18 protein-coding genes and 1 other RNA gene are annotated in these 25,186 nt (G+C 71.1%); 8 read left to right on the top strand and 11 right to left on the bottom strand.

What is annotated here, in order from left to right; translation table 11 throughout:
* Nucleotide 1 precedes the first annotated feature (1 nt).
* The 3 genes from glgB to DEJ24_RS03845 all read right to left on the bottom strand — a co-directional run bounded on the left by glgB (nucleotide 2) and on the right by DEJ24_RS03845 (nucleotide 6,670).
* The gene (gene glgB / locus DEJ24_RS03855; protein WP_258374721.1) at nucleotides 2-2,485 is read right to left on the bottom strand and encodes a 1,4-alpha-glucan branching protein GlgB; all 2,484 of its coding nucleotides are present in this window, start codon (nucleotides 2,483-2,485) and stop codon (nucleotides 2-4) included.
* Nucleotides 2,482-4,539: a maltotransferase domain-containing protein gene (locus tag DEJ24_RS03850; RefSeq protein WP_111077328.1), complete on the bottom strand. Its 2,058-nt coding sequence runs from the start codon at nucleotides 4,537-4,539 to the stop codon at nucleotides 2,482-2,484. Before DEJ24_RS03850 ends, glgB begins: the two co-directional genes overlap by 4 nt.
* 85 nt (nucleotides 4,540-4,624) lie before the next feature.
* On the bottom strand, nucleotides 4,625-6,670 hold the full coding sequence (locus tag DEJ24_RS03845; RefSeq protein WP_111077327.1) for a glycogen-debranching protein: 2,046 nt from the start codon (nucleotides 6,668-6,670) through the stop codon (nucleotides 4,625-4,627).
* Nucleotides 6,671-6,728: 58 nt separating this feature from the next.
* Between DEJ24_RS03845 and DEJ24_RS03840 the strand changes: the two genes are divergently transcribed.
* From DEJ24_RS03840 to DEJ24_RS16775, 7 genes are all read left to right on the top strand, one after another.
* Nucleotides 6,729-7,892: a cysteine desulfurase family protein gene (locus tag DEJ24_RS03840; protein ID WP_111077326.1), complete on the top strand. Its 1,164-nt coding sequence runs from the start codon at nucleotides 6,729-6,731 to the stop codon at nucleotides 7,890-7,892.
* A gap of 43 nt (nucleotides 7,893-7,935) precedes the next feature.
* Entirely contained in the window at nucleotides 7,936-9,045 is a 1,110-nt protein-coding gene (gene prfB / locus DEJ24_RS03835) for a peptide chain release factor 2 (RefSeq protein WP_111077325.1), read from the top strand.
* A 93-nt stretch (nucleotides 9,046-9,138) separates the two neighbouring features.
* On the top strand, nucleotides 9,139-9,894 hold the full coding sequence (gene ftsE / locus DEJ24_RS03830; RefSeq protein ID WP_110825177.1) for a cell division ATP-binding protein FtsE: 756 nt from the start codon (nucleotides 9,139-9,141) through the stop codon (nucleotides 9,892-9,894).
* Entirely contained in the window at nucleotides 9,891-10,805 is a 915-nt protein-coding gene (gene ftsX, locus DEJ24_RS03825) for a permease-like cell division protein FtsX (RefSeq protein WP_110902062.1), read from the top strand. Before ftsE ends, ftsX begins: the two co-directional genes overlap by 4 nt.
* 151 nt (nucleotides 10,806-10,956) lie before the next feature.
* Nucleotides 10,957-11,433 (top strand): SsrA-binding protein SmpB, encoded by a 477-nt coding sequence (gene smpB, locus DEJ24_RS03820; RefSeq protein ID WP_110902063.1) that lies wholly within the window; start codon nucleotides 10,957-10,959, stop codon nucleotides 11,431-11,433.
* Between the two features lie 125 nt (nucleotides 11,434-11,558).
* Nucleotides 11,559-11,935: a transfer-messenger RNA gene (gene ssrA, locus DEJ24_RS03815) on the top strand.
* A gap of 151 nt (nucleotides 11,936-12,086) precedes the next feature.
* Nucleotides 12,087-12,908 carry a hypothetical protein gene (locus DEJ24_RS16775; RefSeq protein WP_181436516.1) on the top strand — a complete coding sequence of 274 codons (822 nt, stop codon included), beginning with the start codon at nucleotides 12,087-12,089 and terminating at the stop codon, nucleotides 12,906-12,908.
* A gap of 79 nt (nucleotides 12,909-12,987) precedes the next feature.
* Here DEJ24_RS16775 and DEJ24_RS03805 read toward each other — a convergent pair whose 3' ends face one another.
* The 8 genes from DEJ24_RS03805 to DEJ24_RS03770 all read right to left on the bottom strand — a co-directional run bounded on the left by DEJ24_RS03805 (nucleotide 12,988) and on the right by DEJ24_RS03770 (nucleotide 23,469).
* Nucleotides 12,988-14,292, bottom strand: coding sequence for an LLM class flavin-dependent oxidoreductase (locus DEJ24_RS03805; RefSeq protein WP_111077324.1), 1,305 nt, complete (start codon nucleotides 14,290-14,292; stop codon nucleotides 12,988-12,990).
* A complete protein-coding gene (locus tag DEJ24_RS03800; RefSeq protein WP_111077323.1) occupies nucleotides 14,292-15,668 on the bottom strand; it encodes an O-acetylhomoserine aminocarboxypropyltransferase/cysteine synthase family protein in 1,377 nt (458 codons plus the stop codon). The genes DEJ24_RS03805 and DEJ24_RS03800 overlap by 1 nt, the downstream gene beginning before the upstream one ends.
* 324 nt (nucleotides 15,669-15,992) lie before the next feature.
* Nucleotides 15,993-16,712, bottom strand: coding sequence for a M50 family metallopeptidase (locus tag DEJ24_RS03795; RefSeq protein WP_181436515.1), 720 nt, complete (start codon nucleotides 16,710-16,712; stop codon nucleotides 15,993-15,995).
* Between the two features lie 78 nt (nucleotides 16,713-16,790).
* Nucleotides 16,791-17,603 (bottom strand): hypothetical protein, encoded by an 813-nt coding sequence (locus DEJ24_RS16770; protein WP_181436514.1) that lies wholly within the window; start codon nucleotides 17,601-17,603, stop codon nucleotides 16,791-16,793.
* A 1-nt stretch (nucleotide 17,604) separates the two neighbouring features.
* The gene (locus DEJ24_RS03785) at nucleotides 17,605-19,197 is read right to left on the bottom strand and encodes a polysaccharide deacetylase family protein (protein ID WP_111077321.1); all 1,593 of its coding nucleotides are present in this window, start codon (nucleotides 19,195-19,197) and stop codon (nucleotides 17,605-17,607) included.
* Nucleotides 19,194-21,023 (bottom strand): glutamine--fructose-6-phosphate transaminase (isomerizing), encoded by a 1,830-nt coding sequence (glmS, locus tag DEJ24_RS03780; protein WP_111077320.1) that lies wholly within the window; start codon nucleotides 21,021-21,023, stop codon nucleotides 19,194-19,196. The genes DEJ24_RS03785 and glmS overlap by 4 nt, the downstream gene beginning before the upstream one ends.
* 2 nt (nucleotides 21,024-21,025) lie before the next feature.
* Nucleotides 21,026-22,045 carry an NAD-dependent epimerase/dehydratase family protein gene (locus DEJ24_RS03775; protein ID WP_111077319.1) on the bottom strand — a complete coding sequence of 340 codons (1,020 nt, stop codon included), beginning with the start codon at nucleotides 22,043-22,045 and terminating at the stop codon, nucleotides 21,026-21,028.
* Between the two features lie 11 nt (nucleotides 22,046-22,056).
* Nucleotides 22,057-23,469, bottom strand: coding sequence for a nucleotide sugar dehydrogenase (locus tag DEJ24_RS03770; RefSeq protein ID WP_111077318.1), 1,413 nt, complete (start codon nucleotides 23,467-23,469; stop codon nucleotides 22,057-22,059).
* A gap of 388 nt (nucleotides 23,470-23,857) precedes the next feature.
* Here DEJ24_RS03770 and DEJ24_RS03765 point away from each other — a divergent pair, with 388 nt between their 5' ends.
* Nucleotides 23,858-25,162 carry a glycosyltransferase family 2 protein gene (locus DEJ24_RS03765; RefSeq protein ID WP_111077317.1) on the top strand — a complete coding sequence of 435 codons (1,305 nt, stop codon included), beginning with the start codon at nucleotides 23,858-23,860 and terminating at the stop codon, nucleotides 25,160-25,162.
* Nucleotides 25,163-25,186: the final 24 nt, after the last annotated feature.

Genomic DNA, 25,186 nt, shown 5'->3' with positions numbered 1-25,186 from the left:
GCTACTCGGCCAAGCGCAGCCAGACCGCGCCGAGCGGGGGCACGACGAGGTTCGCGGAGGCGGGGCGGCCCGCCCACGGGACGTCCTCGGCCTCGACCGAGCCGAGGTTGCCGACACCAGAACCGCCGTACGCCGACGCATCGGTGTTGAGCACCTCGTTCCAGGTGCCCGCCGTCGGCAGCCCGAAGCGGTGCTCGACGGGGACGCCGGAGAAGTTGACGAAGACCGCCAGCTTCTCGTCGCCCGCCTTGCGGAGGAACCCGAGCGTCGAGTGCGGCGCGTCACCGCTCTCGAGCCACTCGAAGCCCTCCGCGCTGGCGTCGAACGTCCAGAGCGCCGGGTTCTCCTTGTAGACGCGGTTCAGCTCGGCGACCAGGTCCTGCACGCCGCGGTGGCCCGGGTCGTCGAGGAGCCACCAGTCGAGGCCGTTCGCCTCGCTCCACTCCGAGGGCTGCGCGAACTCCTGGCCCATGAAGAGCAGCTGCTTGCCGGGGTGCGCCCACATGAACGCCAGGTAGGCGCGCACGTTGGCGAGCTTCTGCCACTCGTCGCCGGGCATCTTGCCGTAGAGCGAGCCCTTGCCGTGCACGACCTCGTCGTGGCTGATCGGCAGGGTGAACTGCTCGCTGAACGCGTAGACGAACGAGAACGTGATCTCGTCGTGGTGGTACGAGCGGAAGGCCGGGTCACGCTCGACGTACTGCAGCGTGTCGTGCATCCAGCCCATGTTCCACTTCTGCCCGAAGCCGAGCCCGCCGGCGCTCGTCGGCCGGGTGACGCCAGGCCACGAGGTCGATTCCTCGGCGATCATCACGATGCCGGGGTAGCGCTTGTAGGCGGTCGCGTTCGTCTCCTGCAGGAGCGAGATCGCCTCGAGGTTCTCGCGGCCACCGTGGACGTTCGGCAGCCACTCGGTGCGGGAGTAGTCGAGGTAGAGCATCGAGGCCACCGCGTCGACCCGGAGGCCGTCGATGTGGAACTCCTCGAGCCAGTACAGCGCGTTGGCGACGAGGAAGTTGCGCACCTGCGGCTGCCCGAAGTCGAACACGTAGGTGCCCCAGTCGAGCTGCTCGCCGCGGCGGGGGTCCGGGTGTTCGAACAGTGCGTAGCCGTCGAACTTCGCCAGCGCCCACTCGTCCTTCGGGAAGTGGCCGGGGACCCAGTCCATGATCACGCCGATGCCCGCCGAGTGCAGTCGGTCGATGAGGTACCGCAGGTCGTCGGGGGAGCCGAACCGTGCCGTCGGCGAGTAGTAGCCGGTGACCTGGTAGCCCCAGGACCCACCGAACGGGTGCTCGGCGAGCGGCAGGAACTGGACGTGGGTGAAGCCGGTGTACTGCAGGTGCCCGATGAGGTCGTCGGCCACCTCGCGGTAGCTGAGACCCGGACGCCACGAGCCGAGGTGCACCTCGTAGACGCTCATCGGCGCGTCGTGGGTGGTCGCGGTGGCACGCGCGGCCATCCACTGCTGGTCGCCCTCCGACCAGGTGTGGTGTGCGCTCGTGATCACGGACGCGGTGAGCGGCGGCACCTCGGTACGGCGGGCGAACGGGTCGGCCCGCTCCACCCAACCGCTGTCGGTGAGGATCTGGAACTTGTAGCGCTGCCCCTCGAGGGCACCCGGCCAGAACAGCTCCCAGACGCCGAGGTCGTTGAGACGGCGCATCGCGGTGGTGCGGCCTTCCCAGCCCTCGAAGTCGCCGATCACGCGGACCGCGGTGGCACGCGGAGCCCACACGGCGAACGCCACGCCGTCGACGCCGTCCACGGTCTGGACGTGCGCACCGAGGTGGTGCCAGAGCTGCTCGTCGCGGCCCTCGCCGAACAGGTGCAGGTCGAGCTCGCCGAGCGTCGGCGGGAACCGGTACGCGTCGTCGGTGGTCCAGGTCTCGTCGCCCTCGTAGTCGGCCTCGACGCGGTACCGGCCGAGCTCGCCGCGGGTCGCGCCGGCCCAGACGCCTTCACCCTCGTGACGGAGTTCGACGTCGTCGCCGTCCGGTCGGACGATGCGGACCGCGGTCGCCAGGTGGCGGACCACCCGGACGCTCGTGCCGCCGTCGACCGGGTGCGGACCGAGCACGTCGTGCGGCTGGGACCACCGGCCCTCGGCGACCTGCTGGCGGATCCACTCGTCGACGGGACCGGGGACCGGCTCCGTCGTGGCGGCGGTGGTGCTGGGGGACGTGGCGCGCGCGCCCTCCGTCCGGGAGGCGGTGGGCGCCTCCGTCTCGTCCGGTGCGTCCGTCGTCAGTCCGCCGGCGAGGGTCGCCGATTCCGGCACGTCCCGGGAGGGTGACTCGGGTGCGGCGGCCGGAACGCCCGGGAGGTCCTCACCCGGTGCCGAGGTGTTCGGCTCGGTGCGGACCACCTGACGGGGGATCGCGGGCGGTGGCGGCGGGACCGGCGGCAGGCCCGGTCCACGGGGCGGCTGTGGTGCGCCGTCCTGCGGTGCGCTGTTCTGCCCGGTGCTGTTGGGATCGGTCATCGGTGCGGTCCTTCCACGACGAGCAGGTGCACGGGCTCCTGGAAGGCATCCAGGCGCACGTAGTTCGAGGAGCCCCAGGTCCAGCGGGCACCGGTCACGACGTCGCGGACGTCGAACTCGGTGCCGGGCTCGAGCCCGAGGGCGGTGAGGTCGAGGTGCACGGTCGTCTCACGAGCGGAGTGCGGGTCGACGTTCGCCACGACGATCACGGTGTCGTCCCGACCGGACCGGGTGAACCGTCCGGGCAGGTGCTTGGAGTACACGACGATGGCGTCGTCCTCAGCGCTGTGCACGGTGGTGTTCCGCAGCTGCCGGAGCGCAGGGTGCGCCGACCGCAGACGGTTGAGCATCGTCACGTAGGGGGCGAGGCTCGCGCCCTCCGCCTCGGCGAGCGCGAAGTCACGGGGCTTGTACTCGTACTTCTCGTTGTCGATGTTCTCCTCGGAGCCCGGGCGGGCGACGTCCTCGAAGAGCTCGTACCCGGCGTACATGCCCCACGTCGGGGCGCCGGTCGCGGCGAGGGCGGCGCGCACCTTGTAGCCGGCACGGCCGCCGTACTGCAGGAACTCGGTGAGGATGTCCGGCGTGTTCACGAAGAGGTTCGGGCGCAGGTAGGCGCTCGTCTCGTGGGAGAGCTCGTCGAAGTACGTCTCGATCTCCTCCTTCGTGTTCCGCCAGGTGAAGTACGAGTACGACTGCTGGAACCCGGTCTCGGCCAGGGCGCGCATCATCGCCGGGCGGGTGAACGCCTCGGCGAGGAACACGACGTCCGGGTGCTCGTCGCGGACCTCACGGATCACGCGCTCCCAGAACCACAGCGGCTTGGTGTGCGGGTTGTCGACGCGGAACACCTTGACGCCGAACGTGATCCAGTGGCGCAGGACCCGGAGCACCTCGGCGACCAGCCCCTCGGGGTCGGTGTCGAACTGGATCGGGTAGATGTCCTGGTACCGCTTCGGCGGGTTCTCGGCCGTGGCGATGGAGCCGTCGGCGCGGACCGTGAACCACTCCGGGTGCTCGGTGACCCAGGGGTGGTCGGGGGAGCACTGCAGGGCGAAGTCGAGTGCGACCTCCATGCCGGTGTTCTTCGCGGTCTCGACGAAGGCGCGGAAGTCGTCCTCGGTGCCGAGGTCCGGGTGGATGGCGTCGTGGCCACCCTCCGGCCCACCGATCGCCCAGGGGCTGCCCGGGTCGTCCGGTCCGGCGGTCAACGTGTTGTTCGGGCCCTTGCGGGCGGTCCGGCCGATCGGGTGGATCGGCGGCAGGTAGACGATCTCGAAGCCCATCCGGGCCACGGCGGGCAGACGACGGGCCGCGGTCCGGAAGTCGCCGCTTTTCCACGAGCCGTCCGGGTTGCGCTTGGCGCCCTCGCTGCGGGGGAAGAACTCGTACCAGGCGCCGACGCCGGCGCGGGTGCGCTCGACGTCGAGCAGCTGCAGGGCGGAGCTCGTGCGCAGCGAGTCGATCGGTGTCTCGGCGATCTCGGCGACGACGCGCGGGTCGTCCACGGCGGCCAGGCGTTCGGCCGCGTCGAGGTCGGTGTCCCGCAGTCGGGCCGCGGCACGGGTGGCCACGGCGGAGCCCTGACGGTCGAGCAGTGCGGCACCGTCGAGCAGGGTCGCCTCGGTGTCGACGCCGGCGGCGATCTTCAGTCGGGCGCCGTGCACCCAGGTCGCCCAGTCGTCGGAGTACGCCTCGACGTGCCACTCCCAGACACCGGTGCCCTCGACCTGCACGGTCGCTTCGTAGCGGTCGGTGCCCGCGGCGACGAGCGTCAGCGGGACGCGGAGGGTGCGCTCGTCGACCTGAGGCGCCGCGGGTGCAGGGGTCTGCTGGGCGACGGCCTGCGTCGTCTCGGGCTTCTGGCCGAGGGGCCGGACGAGGACGAGGTCCGCGCCGATGATGCCGTGCCCCTCCCGGAAGACGGTCGCACCGAACGTGATCACCTCCCCGTCGAAGCCCTTGCCCGGGAAGCCGTTCGGCGTCGTCGGGGCGAGTTCGGTGATCGGGATGCGCCCGATCTTCGGACGCCGGGGTCGGTCTACGGAGGCCACGGAGCAGACGCTACCCGGCTGGGCCGTCCGTGTTCCCCGGGAAGCGTGTCGCGCCTCCGGACCCGGTGCCGAACGGGGCCGTCCGTCAGACGACCTCGAAGACGTGGATGCCGGGGCCGTAGGCCGTGAACCCGGTGCCGGCGGTGCGGTGCCGGTCGTGGTCGCGGTGCTTCTCGCTGGACCAGGCCAGCCGGTACGCGAAGACGTCCTCGCGCGTCGGCAGCGTCAGGTCGCGGGTGCGTCCACTGCCGTGCACGACCACCAGCACGCGGTCGTAGGGCTCGTGCTCCGGCGTCGACTCGACGAAGTACTGCAGGGCACGGTGGATGGGCTGGTCCCAGCCCTCGGCCGTCATCGCCTGTCCGTCCGGGCCGTACCAGGTCATCCGCGACGCCGAGGGCGTGGTCTGCCCGGGGACGCCGAACCGCGACGGACGGAGTGCCGGGTGCGCCGCACGGAGCCGGGTCAGGGCGGCCATCGCCTCGGTCATGGACTCGGCGTCCTCGTCGTCCGACCAGTCCACCGGTGTCAGGTCGTCGGAGACGACGTAGGCGTTGTTGTTGCCGTTCTGGGTCCGGCTGCGCTCGTCACCCGCGGTGATCATCGGCACGCCGGCGGAGAGCAGCACGGTCGCCATCAGGTTCCGCATCGAGCGCCCGCGCGCCGCACGGACGCCCCGGTCCGCGGTGTCGCCCTCGATGCCGTGGTTGAACGAGCGGTTGTCGTTCGAGCCGTCGCGGTTCTCCTCGCCGTTCGCCTCGTTGTGCTTCGCGTCGAAGGACACCAGGTCGTGCAGGGTGAAGCCGTCGTGGGCGGTCACGAAGTTGACGCCGGACAGCGGGCCGCGCTCTGCCCCGAACAGGTGGCGCGAACCGGTGAGGGCTCCGGCGAGCGCCCCGATCCCGGCGTCCGGGGCGCCGCGGCGTCGTTCGTCGGCGACGTCCTCGAGCCAGAACTTCCGCACCGTGTCGCGGAACCCGTCGTTCCACTCGAGGGTGCGGGCACCGAAGGAACCGGTACGCCACCCGTCCGGCCCGACGTCCCACGGTTCCGCGATGACGAGCGTGTCCTGCAGGTCGGGGTGGTTCCGGATCCGCTCGAGCAGCGGGTGCTCGGGGTCGAACACGTGGTCGGCGTCGCGGGCCAGCGACGCCATCAGGTCGAAGCGGAAGCCGTCGACCTGGACCTCGCGCGCCCAGTAGCGCAGGCTGTCGAGGACCAGGTCGGCGGTCGCCGTCACCGAGGTGTCGACGGTGTTGCCGCAGCCCGTCGTGTCGTAGTAGGTGTCGGTGTCCGACCAGCGGTAGCGGCCGGCACCGTCGATCCCGCGGAGCGAGGTCGTGGGGCCGCCGAGACCCTCTTCCGCGGTGTGGTTGTAGACGACGTCGAGGACCACCTGGATCCCCGCCTCGTGCAGCAGCCGGACCATGCCCTTGAACTCGCGGAGCACCCCGTCGGCACCGGCGGCCCGGGCACCGGCGGAGGCGTGGCCCGCGTGCGGGGCGAAGAAGCCGAGCGTGTTGTAGCCCCACGCGTTCTCACGCCCGGCCTCGCGCAGCCAGCGCTCGGTGTCGAACGCCTGCACGGGCAGCAGCTCCAGCGTCGTCACGCCGATGCGCTGCAGGTGGGCGATGGTGCTCTCGTGCGCGATGCCGGCGTACGTGCCACGGAGCTCCTCGGGGACCGCCGGGTTCGCGCTCGTGAAGGTCCGGACGTTCGCCTCGTAGACGACGGCCCGGTCGAGGGGGACGACGGGCTTCGTGACGCCGCCCCAGTCGAAGTCGCCGTCGACGACGACGCTGGTCCAGCGGGTGCCGTCGGCGCCGGCCTCGGCTTCGGCGCCGGTCGCGACGATCCCGCGTGCGTACGGGTCGAGGAGCGGGCGCGTCGGGTCGAAATCGTGCCGTGGTCCCGACGGTCCGTCCACGAGCAGGTGGTACGTGTCCCCGACCCGCACGCCGGGCGTGCTGGCGCTCCACTCGTCGGTGTCGCCCCGGCGTGCCAGGGGGAAGGCGCCCCGGCCGTCGACGACCACCGTCACCGCGGTCGCCGAGGCGGACCGCACCGTCATCCGGGGGTCGCCGTCGTCGACCCGGAAGCCGGGCGTGGTCTCGGTCGCGGTCTCGTACACGCCCCCAGGGTACGAGGCCGACCGGGTATCCTGAAAACGCTCCAGAAAGGGGTACCCCGTGCCCGTCTACCTCGACCACGCCGCGACGACGCCGATCCTGCCCGCGGCGCTCGCCGCGTTCACCGACGCGATGGCGACGGTCGGCAACCCGTCGTCGATCCACAGTGCCGGCCAGCACGCGCGGATGCTGCTCGAGGACGGTCGTGCCCGTGTCGCCGCGTCGCTCGGCGCCGACCCGGTGGAGGTCGTCTTCACCTCGGGCGGGACCGAGAGCATCAACCTCGCGGTGAAGGGGCTGTTCTGGGCGCGGCAGCGCGACCGTCGGCGCCCCCGCATCGTGGTGCCGGCGGGGGAGCACCACGCCACCGTCGACACGGTCGACTGGCTGGAGCGCCACGAGGGCGCCGTCGTCGACGTCGTCCCGCTCGACGCGCAGGGTCGCGTCGACCTGGCCGGACTGGAGGCCCGACTCGCCTCCGCCGACGACGTCGCCCTGGTCACGTTCCTGTGGGCGAACAACGAGGTCGGCACCATGCAGCCCGTCGAGCGGATCGTGGCGCTCGCGCACGCGGTCGGCGTCCCGGTGCACAGCGACGCGGTCGCCGCCTACGGGCAGGTCCCGGTGGACTTCGCCGCCTCCGGGCTCGATGCGCTGAGCGTCTCGGCGCACAAGATCGGTGGTCCGGTCGGGGTCGGCGCGCTCGTGCTCGGCCGACGCGCGGTCGTCGAACCGCTCATCCACGGCGGCGGCCAGCAGCGCCAGGTGCGGAGCGGCACGCAGGACGCCCCGGGTGCTGCGGCCTTCGGGGTCGCCGCCGCCGCACCGCACGCCGACGTCCGGCACCTGCGGGACCGGTTGGTCGACGGGGTCCGGGCCGCGGTGCCGTCCGCGGTGCTGATGGGGGACCCGGTCGACCGGCTGCCGAACAACGCGCACTTCACGTTCCCGGGTTGCGAGGGGGACTCGCTGCTGTTCCTGCTCGACGCCGCCGGGGTCGCCGTGTCCACCGGGTCGGCCTGTCAGGCCGGGGTGCCCGAGGCCTCGCACGTGCTGCTCGCGATGGGCCTCGGTGAGGACGACGCCCGCGGTGCACTCCGGATCACCCTCGGGCACACCTCGACCGACCAGGACGTCGACGCCTTCCTCCGGGCGCTGCCGGTCGCCGTCGAGCGTGCCGGTGCGGCGGGTCTGGCGCGCCGGGAGCCCTCGCTCGGGCGCTGAGTCCGGCGTCGAGCCGGACGCCCGGCCGGTAGGATCGGGGACCATGGTCGAACTGGACATCAGCGAGCAGGTCAACGCCCTCCGAGTGACCTTCGGGAACATCCGCTCCGTGGTCGACGTCGACCGGCTGGAGCGTGAGATCGCCGAGCTCAGCGAGCAGGCCGGTGCGCCCGACCTCTGGGACGACACCGACCACGCGCAGCAGGTCACCAGCGCGCTCGCGCACCGACAGTCCGAGCTGAAGAAGCTCACCGCCACCGCACAGCGCCTCGACGACCTCGAGGTCCTGGTCCAGATGGCGAACGAGGCCGAGGACCAGGAGTCCGCCGACGAGGCGGCCGAGGAACTCAAGGCCATCACGAAGACCATGGGCGAGCTCGAGGTCCAGACGCTCCTCGACGGCGAGTACGACGACCGTCCGGCCGTGATCACGATCCGTGCCGGTGCCGGTGGGGTCGACGCGGCGGACTTCGCCGAGATGCTCATGCGCATGTACCTGCGGTACGCCGAGCAGCACGACCAGAAGGTCACCGTGATGGACACCTCCTACGCGGAAGAGGCCGGCATCAAGTCCGCCACGTTCGAGGTCGACGGCCCGCACGCGTTCGGCACGCTGTCGGTCGAGGCCGGCACGCACCGCCTGGTCCGCATGTCGCCGTTCGGTGCCGCGGGCAAGCGCCAGACGTCCTTCGCCGCGGTGGAGGTCATCCCGCTGATGCCGGAGACCATGGTCATCGACATCCCGGAGAACGACATCCGTGTCGACGTCTTCCGGTCCTCCGGCCCCGGCGGACAGTCCGTCAACACGACCGACTCCGCCGTCCGCCTGACCCACCTGCCGACCGGCACCGTCGTCTCGATGCAGAACGAGAAGTCGCAGATCCAGAACCGTGCCGCCGCCATGCGCGTGCTGCAGTCGCGCCTCCTGCTCCTGAAGAAGGAGGAGGAGAGCGCGAAGAAGAAGGAACTGGCCGGCACGATCACGGCCAGCTGGGGCGACCAGATCCGCAACTACGTCCTGGCGCCGTACCAGATGGTCAAGGACCTGCGGACCGAGTACGAGGTCAACAACCCGTCGGCGGTCTTCGACGGTGACCTGGACGGCTTCATCAACGCCGGCATCCGGTGGCGCAAGCGTCCCGACGAGGACTGAGCCCGATCCGGCACCGATCTGAGCGACCCCGCGGGTTCCTGAGCCGCGCGCCTGGAGCAGGAACACCGGTTCGCGACCTACCCTGATCCGGTCATGATCAAATTCGACCAGGTCACCAAGGTGTACTCGGGCAACCCGAGTCCCGCTCTCGACAACGTCACCCTCGAGATCCTCAAGGGTGAGTTCGTCTTCCTCGTCGGTGCGTCCGGCTCCGGGAAGTCGAGCTTCCTCCGGCTCGTCCTCAAGGAGGAGAAGCCCTCCCGCGGGCAGATCCACGTCCTCGGACAGCGTCTCGGCGCGCTCTCGTCCCGCAAGGTCCCGTACTTCCGCCGCAACCTCGGCGTCGTGTTCCAGGACTTCCGACTGCTGCCGAACAAGAACGTCTTCGACAACGTCGCGTTCTCGCTGCAGGTGATCGGCAAGAGCAAGGGCTTCATCAGCGAGTCCGTCACCGACGTGCTCAAGCTCGTCGGGCTCTCCGGGAAGGCGACCCGCATGCCGCACGAGCTCTCCGGCGGTGAGCAGCAGCGCGTGGCGATCGCCCGTGCCGTCGTGAACAAGCCCGCCGTCCTGCTGGCCGACGAACCGACCGGCAACCTCGACCCGACGACGTCGGCGGGCATCATGGCGCTGCTCGAACGCATCAACCAAGGAGGCACGACGATCCTGATGGCGACGCACGACGCGAGCATCGTGAACCAGATGCAGCGGCGGGTCATCGAGCTCTCCGGCGGCACGGTCCTCCGTGACGAGCAGGCCGGCGGCTACCAGACCCAGGCCCTGCCCATCCAGCGCGGCGGCGTCTCGAACACGACCGGCATCCAGACCATCCCGGGGCTCATCCGATGAGGCTCGGACTCGTCATGGCCGAGGTCGGTTCCGGCCTCCGTCGGAACGCCTCGATGGTCGTCTCCGTCGTCCTGGTGACCTTCATCTCGCTGACCTTCGTCGGCACCGCGATCCTGCTCCAGATGCAGATCAACCAGATGAAGGGCTACTGGTACGACCGGGCCCAGGTCGCCGTCTACCTCTGCACCGACACCGACACCACGGGCAACTGCACCGGGGCGAAGGCGACCGACGACCAACGTGCCCAGATCAAGCAGCAGCTCGAGTCGTCCACGCTGAAGCCGTACATCGAGAAGGCGTACTTCGAGGACCAGCAGGACGCGTACACACGGTTCAAGCAGCAGTTCAAGGACTCGCCCGCCACGGAGTTCGTCAAGCCCGAGTACCTCAACGAGACGTTCTGGGTGAACCTGAAGAACCCGTCGCAGGCCGACGTCCTGGTCGAGAGCCTGTCCAAGGTCGCGGGCGTGCAGAGCGTCGTCGACCAGCGCGGGTACCTGCAGCCGATCTTCAACCTGCTCAACGCCTCGTCGTACACGGCGATCGGCATCGCGGGGCTGATGCTCGTCGCGGCGGTCCTCTTGATCGCCACCACGATCCGGTTGTCGGCGTTCTCGAGACGACGGGAACTCGGCATCATGCGGCTGGTGGGAGCCTCGAACCGGTTCATCCAGACGCCGTTCGTGCTCGAGGGGGTGATCGCCGCCGCGGTCGGAGCCGTGCTCGCGGGTGGTGCGATCACGGCCGTGGTCTGGTTCTTCGTCCGCAACTACCTGACGAAGCGGTTCTCCGGGACGGCGTTCATCGGGATGGACGACGCGGCGGTCGTCGTCCCGGCGGTCATCGTGATCGGTGTCGTCCTGGCGGCCGTCTCGGCCTCCATCGCGATCCGTCGGTACCTGAAGGTCTGAGCCGAGCACCGGCCCTCACGCGGGTCGCCACGTCGGGAGGCCCGCACACCGTAACCGGGGAGATCCCGGGAAGGTGCGCGGGCCTCCCGGCGTTCGATATGCTGGGCGGCTCGCGCGCAGCGCGGACACACCGAACGAAGAGGAGCCGGGCATGGCGAAGGAACGCGGGGAGAAGGTCGTCGCGACGAACCGTCGTGCGCGCCACGACTACCTCATCGAGGACACGTACGAGGCCGGCATGGTGCTCAGCGGGACCGAGGTGAAGTCGCTGCGCGAAGGCCGGGCGTCGCTCGTCGACGGGTACGCGTTCGTGGACGCGGGGGAGGCGTGGCTCGACGCCGTGCACATCCCCGAGTACACCGAGGGGACGTGGAACAACCATGCTCCCCGTCGGAAGCGGAAGCTGCTCCTCCACAAGCAGGAGATCGTGAAGATCTCGCACAAGACGGCACAGGGTGGCTACACGCTCGTGCCGATGAAGATCTACTTCCACGACGGTCGGGCCAAGGTCGAGATCGCGGTCGCGAAGGGCAAGCGCGAGTTCGACAAGCGCCAGGCCCTGCGCGAGAAGACCGACAAGCGCGAGGCCGAGCGGGCCATGCGCTCCCGCAACCGTCTCGGCGAGTGACCAGCCAGCTCGACTAGCATGGGACGTGTTCAGTCGGTAGACTGAACAGCTGCCTGGCCCGGTTCGTCCGGGCACCAGGCTTGGCAACTCAACAGCGTGACAGCGGTTCGCACGACGGCCTGCATGGGGATGATCGGTTTCGACATTGCCTGTGTGCCGACGGGAAGCGGGCCGAGGACCCACGGTCATCTCGTCAACGATCCGTGGAAAACAACAAGTGCCAATTCCAAGCGCACTGACTTCGCTCTCGCTGCGTAAGCAGCCCAGCACATGAAGTCCGTCGGCCAGGTGATCGTCTTCTAACCTGAGTTCCGGCGTCATCCAGAGGACTTGCTGCACGGTTGCGCCTCAGGGCCGTGCGGGACTTGCACTGAGACTGGGCCTGTCGTCCGAGAAGCCGGTAGCAACGGACGGGGCCGAGCAGAACGAACATCCGGATACGCCCGTAGAAGACGTCGAATTGCAGCGATGGACGGGGGTTCGATTCCCCCCATCTCCACCACCTGCCGATCGTCGGACCGCTGTCACGTGAGTTGCCATCGAAGGCCCTGCACCGTTCTCGGACGGTGTAGGGCCTTTTGCATGTCCGGGACCGTTGTCGGGACGGGCCCGATCCTGTCCTGCCGGGTGCGAGGGCTACGCTCCGGGACACGGTGCCGCACCCCGTCGGCGCCGTCCCGAACGAGAGGTACACCGTGCAGGAGATCGCGATCCGAGTCCGTCTGCGGGAGCAGGGCCGTCTGGGACTGGCCGAGTACGAGCGCATCGTGGGGTCGGTCGCCTCCGTCGCGGCCGTGGTCGCTTGGCTGCCGACGCCCGACGCGCGGCTGGTGCTGCGCGGTCGTGGTGCCGAGCCGGTGCGTCTCGAGACCATGTCCTACGGCGCGGTGTTCGAGATGCTCGTCGTGATGGACCAGCACACTCCGGGTGTCGAACGGGCGGCGGCTGCGGTCGCGGCGTTGCTCGAGTCGGTCCGGCACGAGCACGTCGAGGACGACGCCGCCGGGATCGCGGGGGAGCTGGACCGCCTGGACCGTTCCGCTCCGCGTGGACGGTCGGTGCCCGAGCGTGCGCTCCGGACGTTCCTGGAGGGTGCCCGGGCGGATGCGTCGGCACGGAAGTCGACGACGCGACTGCGCGCTGCGCAGGCGCTGCTGCGGCTCGCCGAGTCCGGTGCCGAGGTCCTGGTCGAGCGGGTCGAGGACGCCCTGGCACCGGTCGTCAGCGAACAGGCGGTCGACGTGCTCGTGGACACCGGTTCGGCCGTCGTCGTCGAGCCGGTCGACGGTGTCGAGTCGGCCGCTGCGTCCGAGCCCGCCCCGCTGCAGCCGGAGAAGCCGCCCGCCGAGAAGGACAGCAAGAAGAAGGACGGCAAGAAGAACAGCAAGAAGGACAGCAAGAAGAAGGACGGCAAGAAGAAGGACGGCAAGAAGAAGGACAGCAAGAAGAAGGACAGCAAGAAGAAGAAGAAGTAGCCTCGCAAGACGCAACCCCGGCGTCAGGACGCAACGCTGTGACGTCCCGTCCTGACGCCGGGGTTGCGTCTTGCGGAAGTCAGAAGTCGAACAGGTTCTGCCGCAGACCGCCCGCGCCGTACTCGCGGCGGAGGATCCCGCGCTGGCGGAGCACCGGCACCAGGTCGCCGAGCATCCGGTACACCTGCGCCGGGTGCAGGTCGCCGGACAGGATCACCCCGTCGTTGTCGGCGTCCGACCCGAGCTCCTCGATGAAGTCCGCGAACTCCTCCGCCGTCCCGACGAAGCCCGAGCGGTCCGCGACCCGGCCGAGGCGGGCCTTCCGCGTGAGCAGTTCGCGCAGGGGTGCGTCCGGGGTGTCCCCGAGGAGCCCCCGGACGGTGCCGGCCGAGACGTGGTCGGCGAAGGTGCCGGCGGGGATCGGCGCGTCGAGGTCGAGTGCGAGCAGGTCGGTCTCGGAGTCGCTCGCCCACGCGAGCGCGACCGTGCGGAGGTCCTCGTCGGAAGGGTGCCGGGACGCTTCGACGATGCGGTCGGCCTCCTCCGGTGAGGCCACCACGACGGGCTTGAGCACGAACAGGACGCGGAGGTCCTCCGGTCGGCGTCCGACCTCGGCGGCGGCGGCGTGCACCTTCGTCCGGTAGGCGGCGACCGCGGCGGCCGACAGGGGAGCGAGCGCGAGCTGCACGTCGGAGTGTGCGCCCGCGAAGCCGAGTCCACGGCCGGAACCACCGGGGGAGACCACGACCGGGTCGGACTCGAGCGGCAGGGCGTTCAGCGGCCCCGCGGTCCGGAAGTACCGGCCCTCGTGGGTGAACGCGTCGAGTTCGGATCCGTCGGCGAAGTGCCAGTCCGACTCGGACTGCAGGTGTCCCGACCCCCACGAGTGCCAGAGCCGACGGAGCAGGCCGATCCACTCCTCGGCGCGGTCGTAGGCGGCGTCGTGCGGCAGCGGGTCGAGTCCGGCGTGCCGCGCGCTGCCGACGTCGGTGACGACGTTGACGCCGAGTCGGTCCGACGACAGGTGCGCGAGCGTCGCCAGCTGTCGGGCTGCCAGGTACGGCGGGGTGACGCCGGCGTTCACGGTCGGGGCGATGCCGATGTGCCGTGTCGCGGCGAACAGCCACGGCGCGAGCAGCAGCGGGTCGTGCTTCGGCCCGCCGTACGCCTGCCGGATCCGCAGGTCGAGGGTCGTCGGGTTCCCGAGCGAGATCGCGTCCTCGGCGATGACCAGGTCGAGGCCGGCGTCCTCGAGGGCACGGACGGCCTGCTGGTACATCTCCGGTCTGGTCCAGTCGTGGCCCCAGTGCCAGTCCGCTCGACCCCATGCCTGCGGGCCGAAGCCGCGCGAGAAGAAGTACCCGACGTGCTGCATCCTCGCCATCAGTGGGCCCCGTCGAGGACGGTGACCGCCGTGCCGGGCGCGGGGTGCCCCTCCCGGCCGACGATCCGACCGTCCGTCGTGACCGCGCGCACCGCGGCGAACCCACGCTCGAGGTCGCGGAGCAGGTCGGCGGCGTCCTCGATGCCGATCGACAGGCGCACGAGCCCGTCGTCGATGCCCTGCGCCGCCCGCTCGGCGGCCGTGCGCCCGGCGTGCGTCGTCGTCGCCGGGTGCAGCACCAGCGACCGTACGTCGCCCAGGTGGGTCATCCGGCTGAACAGCTCGACCGCGTCGATGAACGCGTGCGCGGCCGGCTCGCCGCCGGCGAGCGTGAACGCGAAGACGGAACCGGCTCCGCGCGGCAGGTAGCGCTGGGCGAGGTCGTGGTACGGACTGGAGGCCAGACCCGCGTGGTCGACACTCGTCACCTCGGGCTGCGCCTCCAGCCAGGTCGCGACCGTCAGCGCGTTCGCCACGTGCCGCTCGACGCGGAGCGACAGCGTCTCGATGCCCTGGCGGAGGAGGAAGGCGTTGAACGGCGAGGGGGTCGGTCCGATGCGAGAGGCGACGACGTCGCGCGCGTAGGCGAGGAAGGCACCGGTGCCGGCACGGTCGACGTAGCTGGCGCCGCCGAGGGCACGGTCGGGCTGGGTGAGGTGCGGCCAGCGCTCCGGGTTCGCGCTCCAGTCGAACCGGCCGCCGTCCACGACGACCCCGCCGAGGCCGGCCCCGTGCCCGGAGAGGAACTTCGAGGCGGAGTGGATGACGATGTCGGCTCCGTGCTCGACGGGCTGCACGAGGTACGGCGTCGCGAGGGTGTTGTCGACGACGAGCGGGACACCGGCGCGATGGGCCACCTCGGCGACGCCGGTGATGTCGAGCACGTCGTTCTTCGGGTTCGGGATCGACTCGGCGAAGAAAAGCTTGGTCTCGGGCCGGACGGCTGCAGCCCAGGCCTCGAGGTCTCGTGCGTCGGTGACGAAGTCGACCTGGATGCCGAGCCGGCCGAGGTTCTGCAGCAGCAGGCCGCGGGTGCCCTCGTAGATGCTCGCGGCGCTGACGACGTGGTCCCCGGCGGCGAGGAGCCCGAGGAACGCGACCGTCGCGGCCGCCTGACCGCTGCTCACCAGGATCGCGTCGGCGCCCCGCTCGAGGAGGGCGACGCGTCGCTCGACGTCGGCGTTCGTCGGGTTGCCGAGCCGGGTGTACGTGTAGCCGTCGTCGGTCCCGGCGAACCGGTCGCGGGCCTGGGCGGCGTCGTCGAACAGGAAGCCGGAGGACATGTGGATCGCGGGCACCCGTGCACCGTGGGCGGTGTCGGGCATGAAGCCGCCGTGCACCTGCTCGGTCGCGAAACCGGGTCGTTCGTCCGTCATGCGTCCACCTCCGTGCCGGGTCGTCCGGCCGCTCCCGCGTCCGGTCGTTGCCGTACTCTCGCAGGCTCGGCATGGTCGCGGGCCGATTGCGGCGTCGGGTTACGGAGCGGGACGTGGTGCGGCCGCCGACCGTCCGGCGGCGACGCGCAGCACGACCGCGAGTCGCCCGGCGGATCCGGACGCGGGCCGTGCGGGCACTGCGTCGCCCGGGAACGACCGGACGTCGTCGCTCTCGGCGCCGGCCGCCACCGTGCTGTCCACGCGATCGGTCGCCAGGAAGCCGACGCCCCGGTGGGTCGCAGGTCCTGGCCTCCGTCGTGCCAGCTAGGTGCCGAGGAGGGCGCGGACGCCGGTGAGGACGGTGTCGCCGACGGCGAGCAGCGGCCCCCGGGCAGCCCACACCGCGACCCCGTCCACGGCGAGGAACAGCACGAACCAGACGACCGCGGGCAGGTGCATCTCGGCCGCTGCGATGTGGAAGTCGGTCTGCACCCGCGCCCCGGTGAGGAGCCACCGGACGACCTGCACGAGCGAGCGGAGCCCGTCGACGAGGAGCGCGGCACCGAGGGCGGCCACCACGAGGAGGGTGAGGTCCGACGGGCGGACGGCGACCCAGACGGCGAGCGCGTCGAACCCGATCACCACGAGCAGCCCGAACCAGTTCCGGACGAACAGCAGGGCGACCAGGCCGACGACGCCGAGCACGGCGACGGGCAGCCACGGCGAACCGACGACGGCGCCGGTGACGAGCAGCACACCGGCCCAGATCGGTGCGCTGTAGCCGGCGAAGAGGTTGAGCAGCCGCACCAGCCAGCGGATGCCGCCGGGGACCCGTCCGAGCTGGACCCAGGCTTCCCCGGAGCCGTCCGGGTGCAGGTCGATGCGTCGGATGCGGCCGCCGAAGGGGACGACGACGACGCAGTGCCCGACCTCGTGCACGATCGTCGCGGCCAGGCGGGCGACCCGACCGAGGAACGGCACGAGGGGGAGCACGGCGCCGATGAGCAGGGCACCGAAGACGGCGGATGCGGGCAGGGAGGTCAAGCCGACATCGTCGCAGACCGTCCTCAGCGGTTCACTGGGAGCACACCCCTCTCAGGAGTGTGCTCGCGGCAGGTGCGCTCACTGCGACACCTGGCTGGTCGTGACGATGCGGCGCCACGGTCCGTTCGGGACCTTGTCGGCCTCGACGAACCGCCAGCTCACCCGGTCGTCCTCGCCGTCGAGTTCGGCGTACCCGAGACAGCCGTTCAGCGCGGGGGAGACGTCGACCCCGGCACCGTTGTACCGCTTGTTGGCCGGTCGCTTGTTGCCAGGGCCGAAGACGTAGGCGCTGTCGTGGTAGGTGCCGGGGCCGGCGTCCTGGACCTGGCCGTAGCAGGTCCGCCCGTCCTTGCTCAGCTGCACCCACCGGTTCTTGAGGTAGCTGAAGCCGTCGTCACCGCGGTGCTTCCGGTAGGCGGGGTCGCCCGCCCAGGGGACGACCCGGTCGCGGTCGCGGAACCCGGTGCGGTCGTTGACGTCGTCGTACGGGACGTCGAGGTAGAACGGGTTCTCCTTCGGCTTCATGTGCGTCGGGAAGTACCCGTTCGCGGCTCGGCGTCGTTCGGTCTGGCAGACACGCTCGACGATGACGCCGTCGCAGCCGCCGTAGCTGCCCTGCCAGTCGTCGTCGTAGGTGGAGTAGACCTGGCTGCCGTCGTCGGCGTCCGGGTCGAAGACCTCGCCGACCCAGAACGTGGTGGAGACGATCCTGGTGTGCCACGGGTAGGTGCGGGCCACCGCGCCCCCGCCGGAGGGACCGCCGCAGCCGGCGAGCACCGCGGCGAGCGCGAGTGTCCCGACGAGTGCCGCAGCCGTGCGCGGACGCGCACCGCGGCCCCGGGAGCCGCGGGTGCGGGTCTCCCGGGGTCGGGGCTCGGGTGTCGTGCTCACGTCACCGGGCGATCGTGCCGGGCAGCGCCGACGATGCGGCGGCTGCCGAACCGGCAGGCGTGGACGGGGTGTCGAGCTGGCCGGGCATGCCCGACGTGTCGAGCTGCCCGAGGACCGCACGGGACCGGACGGTCAGGGCGTCCACGGCCGGGGCGATCCGGCTCACGCTGCTGCTCGCCTTCGCCTTCGTCGTCGCGCTGTTCGTCGTCGTGGTGGTGGTCGCGAGCGGCGGGGCGCCGACGGTGTCGTACGCGGCGACGTCGTCGGTGGTCAGCGTGCCGTTCGAGAACAGGTTCAGGCCGAAGCTGATCCCGTCGAACCCGGCCGGGATCTGGTCCGTCGTCCACACCGCCTGCGTCCACGTCGAGGCCGAGGCGTACCAGGGGCTCGACGTCCAGTAGTGCCAGGAGCCGGTCGTCGAGTCGCGCAGGTAGACGGTGAACTGCGTGACGGTGTTCGCCTTGTAGTACTCGCGGAGCGAGTACGTGTGGCCGGCGACCACGGTGGGGGCGCAGTCGCCGAGGTCGAACGTCGGCAACCACTTGGCGTCACCGTCGACGTGGTCGCTCACGGTCAGCGATGCCGCCTTGGTGGTGGTGCCGGTGCGGCCCGGGGTGACGGTGCTGAACGCTGCCGTGTTCGAGCCGTACCCGCCGTACTGCCAGCACTTCTGGCCGCTCGGGCTGGTGGTGGAGGTCGTCTGGAAGGACGGGTTCTGCACCGCGTTGACACCGGGGGCTGCGGGTACCGGGACCGGGGACTGCACGACCGGCTGCACCGGGGTGCCGACGGCGTCGCCGACCGTCTTCACGGTGGTGGCGTTCGCGGGGTCCGCGGAGTAGGCGGCGAGCCACTGGGCGAACTGTGCGAACAGTGCCGGCGAGGTCGTCGGGTCGAGCGAGGTGTCGTCGCTGATGTGGTGGAAGGTGAGCTGCACCCAGCCGCCCTTGTCGGTCTTCGCCTGGGTGACCTGCTGCTGCAGGTCGGCCAGGGTCCAGTTCGCCTCGACCTGGCTCGGTGCCCGGGTCAGCATGGCGTTCCGCGGCGGCAGGGTCTCCGCCGTGACGCAGCCGGCGCAGTCGTACGGTGTCCGGACGTCGCCGAGGCCACGGGCGCTGGTGTACCCGCAGGCGCGGACGGCGTCACGCGTCTTCGTGGTCGACTCCGCGAACGGGTAGGCGAAGCTCCGGACGGTGTAGCCCCATGACGACAGCGTGGCACGGGACTGGCAGGCCTGCCGCTGTGCCTCGGCCTGGGACAGCGCGGACATGTCGGGGTGGGTGACGCTGTGCCCGCCGATCTCGTTGCCGGCCGCTGCGAGGGTGGCCAGGTCCGACTGCTGCATGTAGCCGGGGGCGTTGAGGTAGCCCGTGATGATGTAGAACGTGGCGGTCAGGCCGTTCTGCTGCAGCGCCTGCGCGGCCTGCATCTGGTCGGCGTCGCCGTCGTCGAAGGTCAGGCTGACCGTGACGGGCTTCGTGGTCGTCGCGGCGCGTGCCGGGGCTGCCCCGAGGAGGCCGGTGACGACGATCGCCACCGCCGCCAGGACGGCGAGGATCACCGTCAGACGGTTGAACGACTGGTCCTTGGTCATTCGACCGTCACCGACTTCGCGAGGTTGCGGGGCTTGTCCACGTCGCAGCCGAGTTGCAGTGCGAGCTCGCGGGCGAGCATCTGGAGGGGGACCACGGACTCGAGCGGCCCCCAGAGCGACATGCCCTGGTCTGTCACGTCGGTCCGTCGTGAGAGCAGCCGGCCGGCGTCGCGGCCGAGTGCGGGCACGTCGGCGCCGACACCACCGATGGTGATGACGAAGCCGCCGCGGGCACGGACCTCGGCGACGTTCGCCTGGATCTTGTGCTCGCCGTTGTCGACGACGACCACGGGGGTGCCGTCGGTGACGAGAGCGAGCGGACCGTGCTTCAGCTCACCAGCCGGGTAGGCCTCGGCCCACCGGTAGGAGAGCTCCTTGAGCTTCAGCGCACCCTCGGCGGCGAACGGGAGGCCCGCCCCACGTCCCAGGAACAGGAACCCGGAAGCGTCCCGCACGCTCGAGACGAGCAGCGGGATCCGGTCGAGCGACGCTTCGGCCGCACCGGCGAGGAGGCCGGGCAGCCGCTGCATGTCGCCGACGAGCGCCAGTGCCCGCGACCGGTCGATCCGGCTGGACGCCACGAGCGCCGAGATCATCGCCGAGACGCCGACGACGACCTGCGCGGTGAACGTCTTCGTCGCGGCGACGCCGATCTCCGGCCCGGCGTGGCAGTCGAGCACCGCGTCGGCTCGTCGGGCGAGCGAGGAGTGCAGGTTGTTCGTCAGCGCGAGCACCTGGTACCGGTCCGCGAACCGGTCGAGCGCACGGAGCACGTCCGCGGTCTCGCCGGACTGGCTGATCGCGACGACCAGCGTGCCCGGTGTCAGGACGGCCTGGTCGGCCTCGCTCGCGACGACGGTGTCGGTGGGGACGCCGCCGAGCCCGCGGAGCGCGGTCGCGATGACCTGCCCGGCGTTCAGCGACGTGCCGCACGCGACCACCGCGACGCGCTCGAACGGCGCGAGCCCGAGGCCGCGCCACATGCTCCCGTCGACCGCACCACCGGCGATGCGGTCGAGGATCTCCGCCACGACGGTGGGCTGCTCCTCGATCTCCTTCGCCATGTGGTCGGCGTGGTCGCCGAGCTCGAGCGCCTCGGCGGCGAACGGCGACGGCGTCGCGAACGGCACCGCCACGATCTCGCCGCGGGACGACCAGGTCCAGCTCTCGCCGAGCTCGACGACGTCGCCGTCACGGAGCGCGACGAACGTCTCGGCCCAGGTGGCGATCGCACCGATGTCGCTCGCGACGAAGTCACCGCGGGCGGCACGGGCCACCACGAGCGGGGACCGGTCGGCCGCGACGACCATCCGGCCGTCCCGGGCGTCGAGCACGACGATGGCCCAGGACCCCTCGAGCTGCGCGGTCGCGATCTGCACCGCGAGCATCAGGTCCGGGTCGACCGCCAGGGCACGCTCGACCAGGTGCGTGATGACCTCCGAGTCGACCTCGGACGCGAACACGTGCCCCTGGGTGCTCAGCTGCGCGCGGAGCAGGTCCGCGTTCTCGATGATGCCGTTGTGCACGACGCTGATCCGGCCGGAGCAGTCGGCGTGCGGGTGCGCGTTCGTCTCACGGACGGCGCCGTGCGTCGCCCAGCGGGTGTGTCCGATGCCGATGCCCGTGAACGGGTCACCGGAACGGGCGGCGACCAGCGTGCGCAGGTCGCCGACCCGGGACACCGAACGGATCGTCTCGGTGCGGCCGGTGCTGGTGCGCACGGCGATGCCGGCGGAGTCGTACCCGCGGTACTCCAGGCGCTCCAGGCCGTCCAGGAGGTACGGGGTGGCGTCGTCGGCAACGCGTGCCGCGATGATGCCGCACATGTTCAGACCACCGCCGTCGCACCGGCCGGCGCGCTGGCCACGGCGGCGGCGGAGTCGGCCGTCCGGGTCCGGAGGTCCTCGGCGACCAACCGGACCACGGCCTCCAGGGGGGTCACCGGGGCGAACCCGACGGCGGCCTTGGCGCGGGTGTTGTCCGGGACACGACGACGCATGTCCTCGTAGCCCTCGCCGTACGCCTCGTCGTAGGGGACGTAGGTGATCCGGCTGTCCGAGCCGGTGATGTCGATGACGAGCTCCGCGAGTTCGGCGATGCTGATCTCGCGCTCGCCGCCGAGGTTGAACGCCTCGCCGTAGGCCTCCTCGTGCTCGATGAGCGCGACCATCGCGGGGACCACGTCGCCGACGAAGGAGAAGCAGCGCGACTGGACGCCGTCGCCGTAGACGGTCAGCGGTTCGCCGCGGACGGCCTGGCCGACCAGGTTCGGGACGACCATGCCGTAGCGGCCGGTCTGGCGCGGGCCGACGGTGTTGAACGGACGGGCGATGGCGACGCGCAGGCCGTACTCCTTGAAGTAGGCGTGCGCGAAGGCCTCGTCGATGCCCTTCGCCGCGGCGTACGTCCAGCGGGCCACGAGCGGCGAACCGAGGACGCGGTCGGCGGTCTCGTGCAGCGCGTCGGCGGTGTTCTTGCCGTAGATCTCGCTCGTCGAGACGAGGAGCAGCTTGGCGCCGGCGGCCACACAGGCGTCCAGGACGTTCTCGCTGCCGTGGATGTTCGTGCGGAGCCCCTGCAGCGGGTGGTCCACGATGAGCTTCACACCGACCGCGGCGGCCAGGTGGAACACCCGGTCCGACCCGGCGACCAGTTCGGTGACGAGCGCACGGTCGAGGATGCTGCCCTCGACGACGCGCAGCCGGTCGTGTCCGGCCACGGCGGCCAGGTTGTCGGCACGACCGGTGGAGAAGTCGTCGAGGACGACGACGTCGTCGCCGTCGGCGAGCAGGCGTTCGACGAGGTGGCTGCCGATGAACCCGGCGCCTCCGGTGACGATGGACTTCATGGCGTTCCCTTTCAGAGGAGGATGCGGCCGGTGAGGTCCGCAGCCCGGTAGGTGGTGTCGATCACGAGCTGCTCGCCGGTGATCCAGGACAGGTCGGCGTCACTGTGCCGGGTGTGCAGGAGCACGACGTCCGCGCCGAAGGCGGCCTCGTCGACGACGTCGTCGAGGACGGTGCCGTCGTGCAGGCGGACGGAGTCGAAGCGGTGGTCCGCGAACCCGACGTCGGCACCGGCGGCGAGCAGGCCCTCGAGGATCTCGAGCGCGGGCGACTCGCGGAGGTCGGCGACGTCGCGCTTGTACGCGATGCCGACGACGAGCACCCGGGCGCCGCGGAGACCACGGCCGGCGTCCGAGAGGACCTCACGGGTGCGGTCGACGACGCGACCCGGACGGGCTGCGATCTCGGTCATCGCCTGGGTGATCATCGGCGCTGCCTGCCGGTCCGCCTTGAGCTGCCAGAGCAGGTAGTGCGGGTCGCAGGGGATGCAGTGGCCGCCGACGCCCGGGCCCGGCATGAACGCCATGAACCCGTACGGCTTGGTCGCCGCGGCGTCCACGACGTCCGCCACGTCGATGCCCATCGTGCGGCAGATGTCCGAGAACTCGTTCGCCAGCGCGATGTTCACGGCGCGGAACGTGTTCTCGAGGAGCTTCGTCATCTCCGCCGCGGCGAGCGAGGGAACGCGGTGCACCCGGGCGTAGCGGCCGAGCATCTCGTCCGCGATCTCCGCACACTCCGGCGTCGCGGCACCGAGGACGCGGGGGACGTCCTCGTGCGCGACCGAGGCGTTGCCCGGGTCGATGCGCTCCGGGCTGAACGCGACGAACACGTCCTTGCCCGGCAGCAGCCCGCGCTCGGTGAGGGGCTGCACGAGCAGGTCGTCGGTGCACCCGACGTAGGTGGTGCTCGTCAGCATGAGGAGCTGCCCGGGGACGGCGTGCTCGACGACCGTCGCCGCGGCGCCGCGGAGGATCGCGAGGTCCGGGACCAGGTACTCGTCGACGGGCGTCGGCACGCACACGATCACGGCCGCGGCACGTGCCAGCATCGAGGGGTCGTCGGTGAGGACGAAGTCGTCCGCCAGGAACGCCGACTCCAGACGCACCCGGTCGTCCTCGAGCAGGTCGGCGCCGCGGGACCGGATCGTCTCCAGGCGACGCTGCGACACGTCCAGGCCGATCACCGAGGTGCCCGAGTGGTGGTACGCCAGGGCGGTCGGCAGCCCGACGTAGCCGAGGCCCACGATCGCCACGTCGAACTCGAAACCACGGGTACCGCCAGCCGCGGTGGTGCCGTCGGTGCCCGGCACGCTGCGGTGCAGGGAAGCGGGGACGTCCGGGGACGTCGGGACGGCCGACGTCGACGGAGCGACCGGCGACGTGCGGACCGACAGCGCGTCGGACGGCGATGGTGCGATGGACATGCGGGTTCCCCTCGGGTCGGGACACAACCGGGAGGGTCGTCCCGGCAGGCACCGACCGCCGTCGGGTGGACCGCGGGATCAGGTGGGCCTCGTCCGGGCCGTCGTCCGTCCCCGGATCAGGCGGGGACGGACGACGGCGGTCCGGGTGCGGCCGGTCGGGTACCGATCTCGGGTACGCGGTCCTGCCCCGATGACGGGGCCGGCGGTCGGTGCGTTGCCACCATCACGGGTCGAGTGCCCCTCCGGCAACGCCCCCGGACCGGTCTTGCGGTGCTCCGCAGCACCGTGGCGGCGACTGCGGGACCGCATGCGGACTCCCGCAACCGCATGCGGCCACGGCTGCGGGAATGCGGTGCGCGGCCCACTCCGCGCGGCTTAGCGTCGCCCCATGCTCACGTTCGTCGTCGCCCTCGTGCTCGTCCTCGGCGTCAACACGATCCTCTGGACCACGGTCGGCGCGACCCGCGTGGTCACCGCCCGCCTCCACCGCATCGGCGCCGACGGCCGCGGTCGCCGCGCCCGCCGCCGCGGCATGCCGGCACCCGTCCCGCGCGGCTACCGCCCGCCGACGACCGCGGACGTCGCCGTCCTCGTCGCCGCGCACAACGAGGAACTCGTCATCGAACGGACCATCCGCTCCGCCGCCGAACACCTGCCGCCCGAGCAGATCCTCGTCGTCTCCGACGGCTCCTCGGACCGCACCGTCGAGATCGCCCGTGCCGCCGGCGCGCAGGTGTACGACCTGCAGCCGAACCGCGGCAAGGCCGGCGCGATCGCCGCCGCCATCGAGCACTTCGCCATCCCCGAACGCTTCGAGGTGATGATGCTGCTCGACGCGGACACACACCTGTCCACCGACTACTTCAGCACCGGGCTCCCCGAGTTCTCCGCACCCGACGTCGTCGCCGTCGCCGGACGTGCCACCACCATCCTGGAGCCCCGAGCCCCCACCGTCTTCGGTCGCCTGCTCGTCGCCTACCGCGAACGCGTCTACGTCGCCGTCCAGTACCTGCAGAAGTTCGGCCAGGCCGCCCCCGCCGCGAACGTCGTCGCCATCGTCCCCGGCTTCGCCTCGATGTACCGCACCCGGATCCTCCGCGACATCGACATCACCGCCGAGGGGCTGGCCATCGAGGACTTCAACATGACGTTCGAGGTGCACGCGAAGGACCTCGGTCGTGTCGCCTTCCGCCCCGGCGCCGCCGTCGCCTACACGCAGGACCCCGACACTCTCCGTGACTACGCCAAGCAGGTCCGTCGCTGGAACCTCGGCTTCTGGCAGACCCTCCGGCGCCACCGGTTCGGCCTCCGCCGTTTCGGGCTCGCCACCGGACTGTTCGTCCTCGAGCTCCTGACGTCGAGCCTGATGATGCTCCTGCTGCTGCCCGCGGTGGCGCTCGCCGGGACCGCCGCGGTCCTGGTGGCCCTCGGGATGGGTGCCGGCTTCCCGGACGCCGTGCTCGCCGTCGACCCGGTCACCGGGATCGTGATCGGCGTGCTGCTGCCCGACTACCTGCTCACGATCGTCGTCGCGGTGGTGTCACGTCGGGGCGTGTACGTCCTGTACGGGTTGACGTTCCCGCTCCTCCGGGTCCTCGACTCGTACCTGTGCCTCCGGGCGCTCGTCCTGGCGTTCCGTGGTGGCTCCAGCGGGGTCTGGCACAGCCCGACGCGCCGCGCGGCGACCGTCTGACCGCGCGTCCACCGACCCGGCCTC

The organism is Curtobacterium sp. MCPF17_001 (genome assembly GCF_003234615.1).
Lineage (GTDB): Bacteria > Actinomycetota > Actinomycetes > Actinomycetales > Microbacteriaceae > Curtobacterium.
Note: the sequence above shows the minus strand (reverse complement) of the source record. Positions and strands in the feature narration are given on the sequence as shown.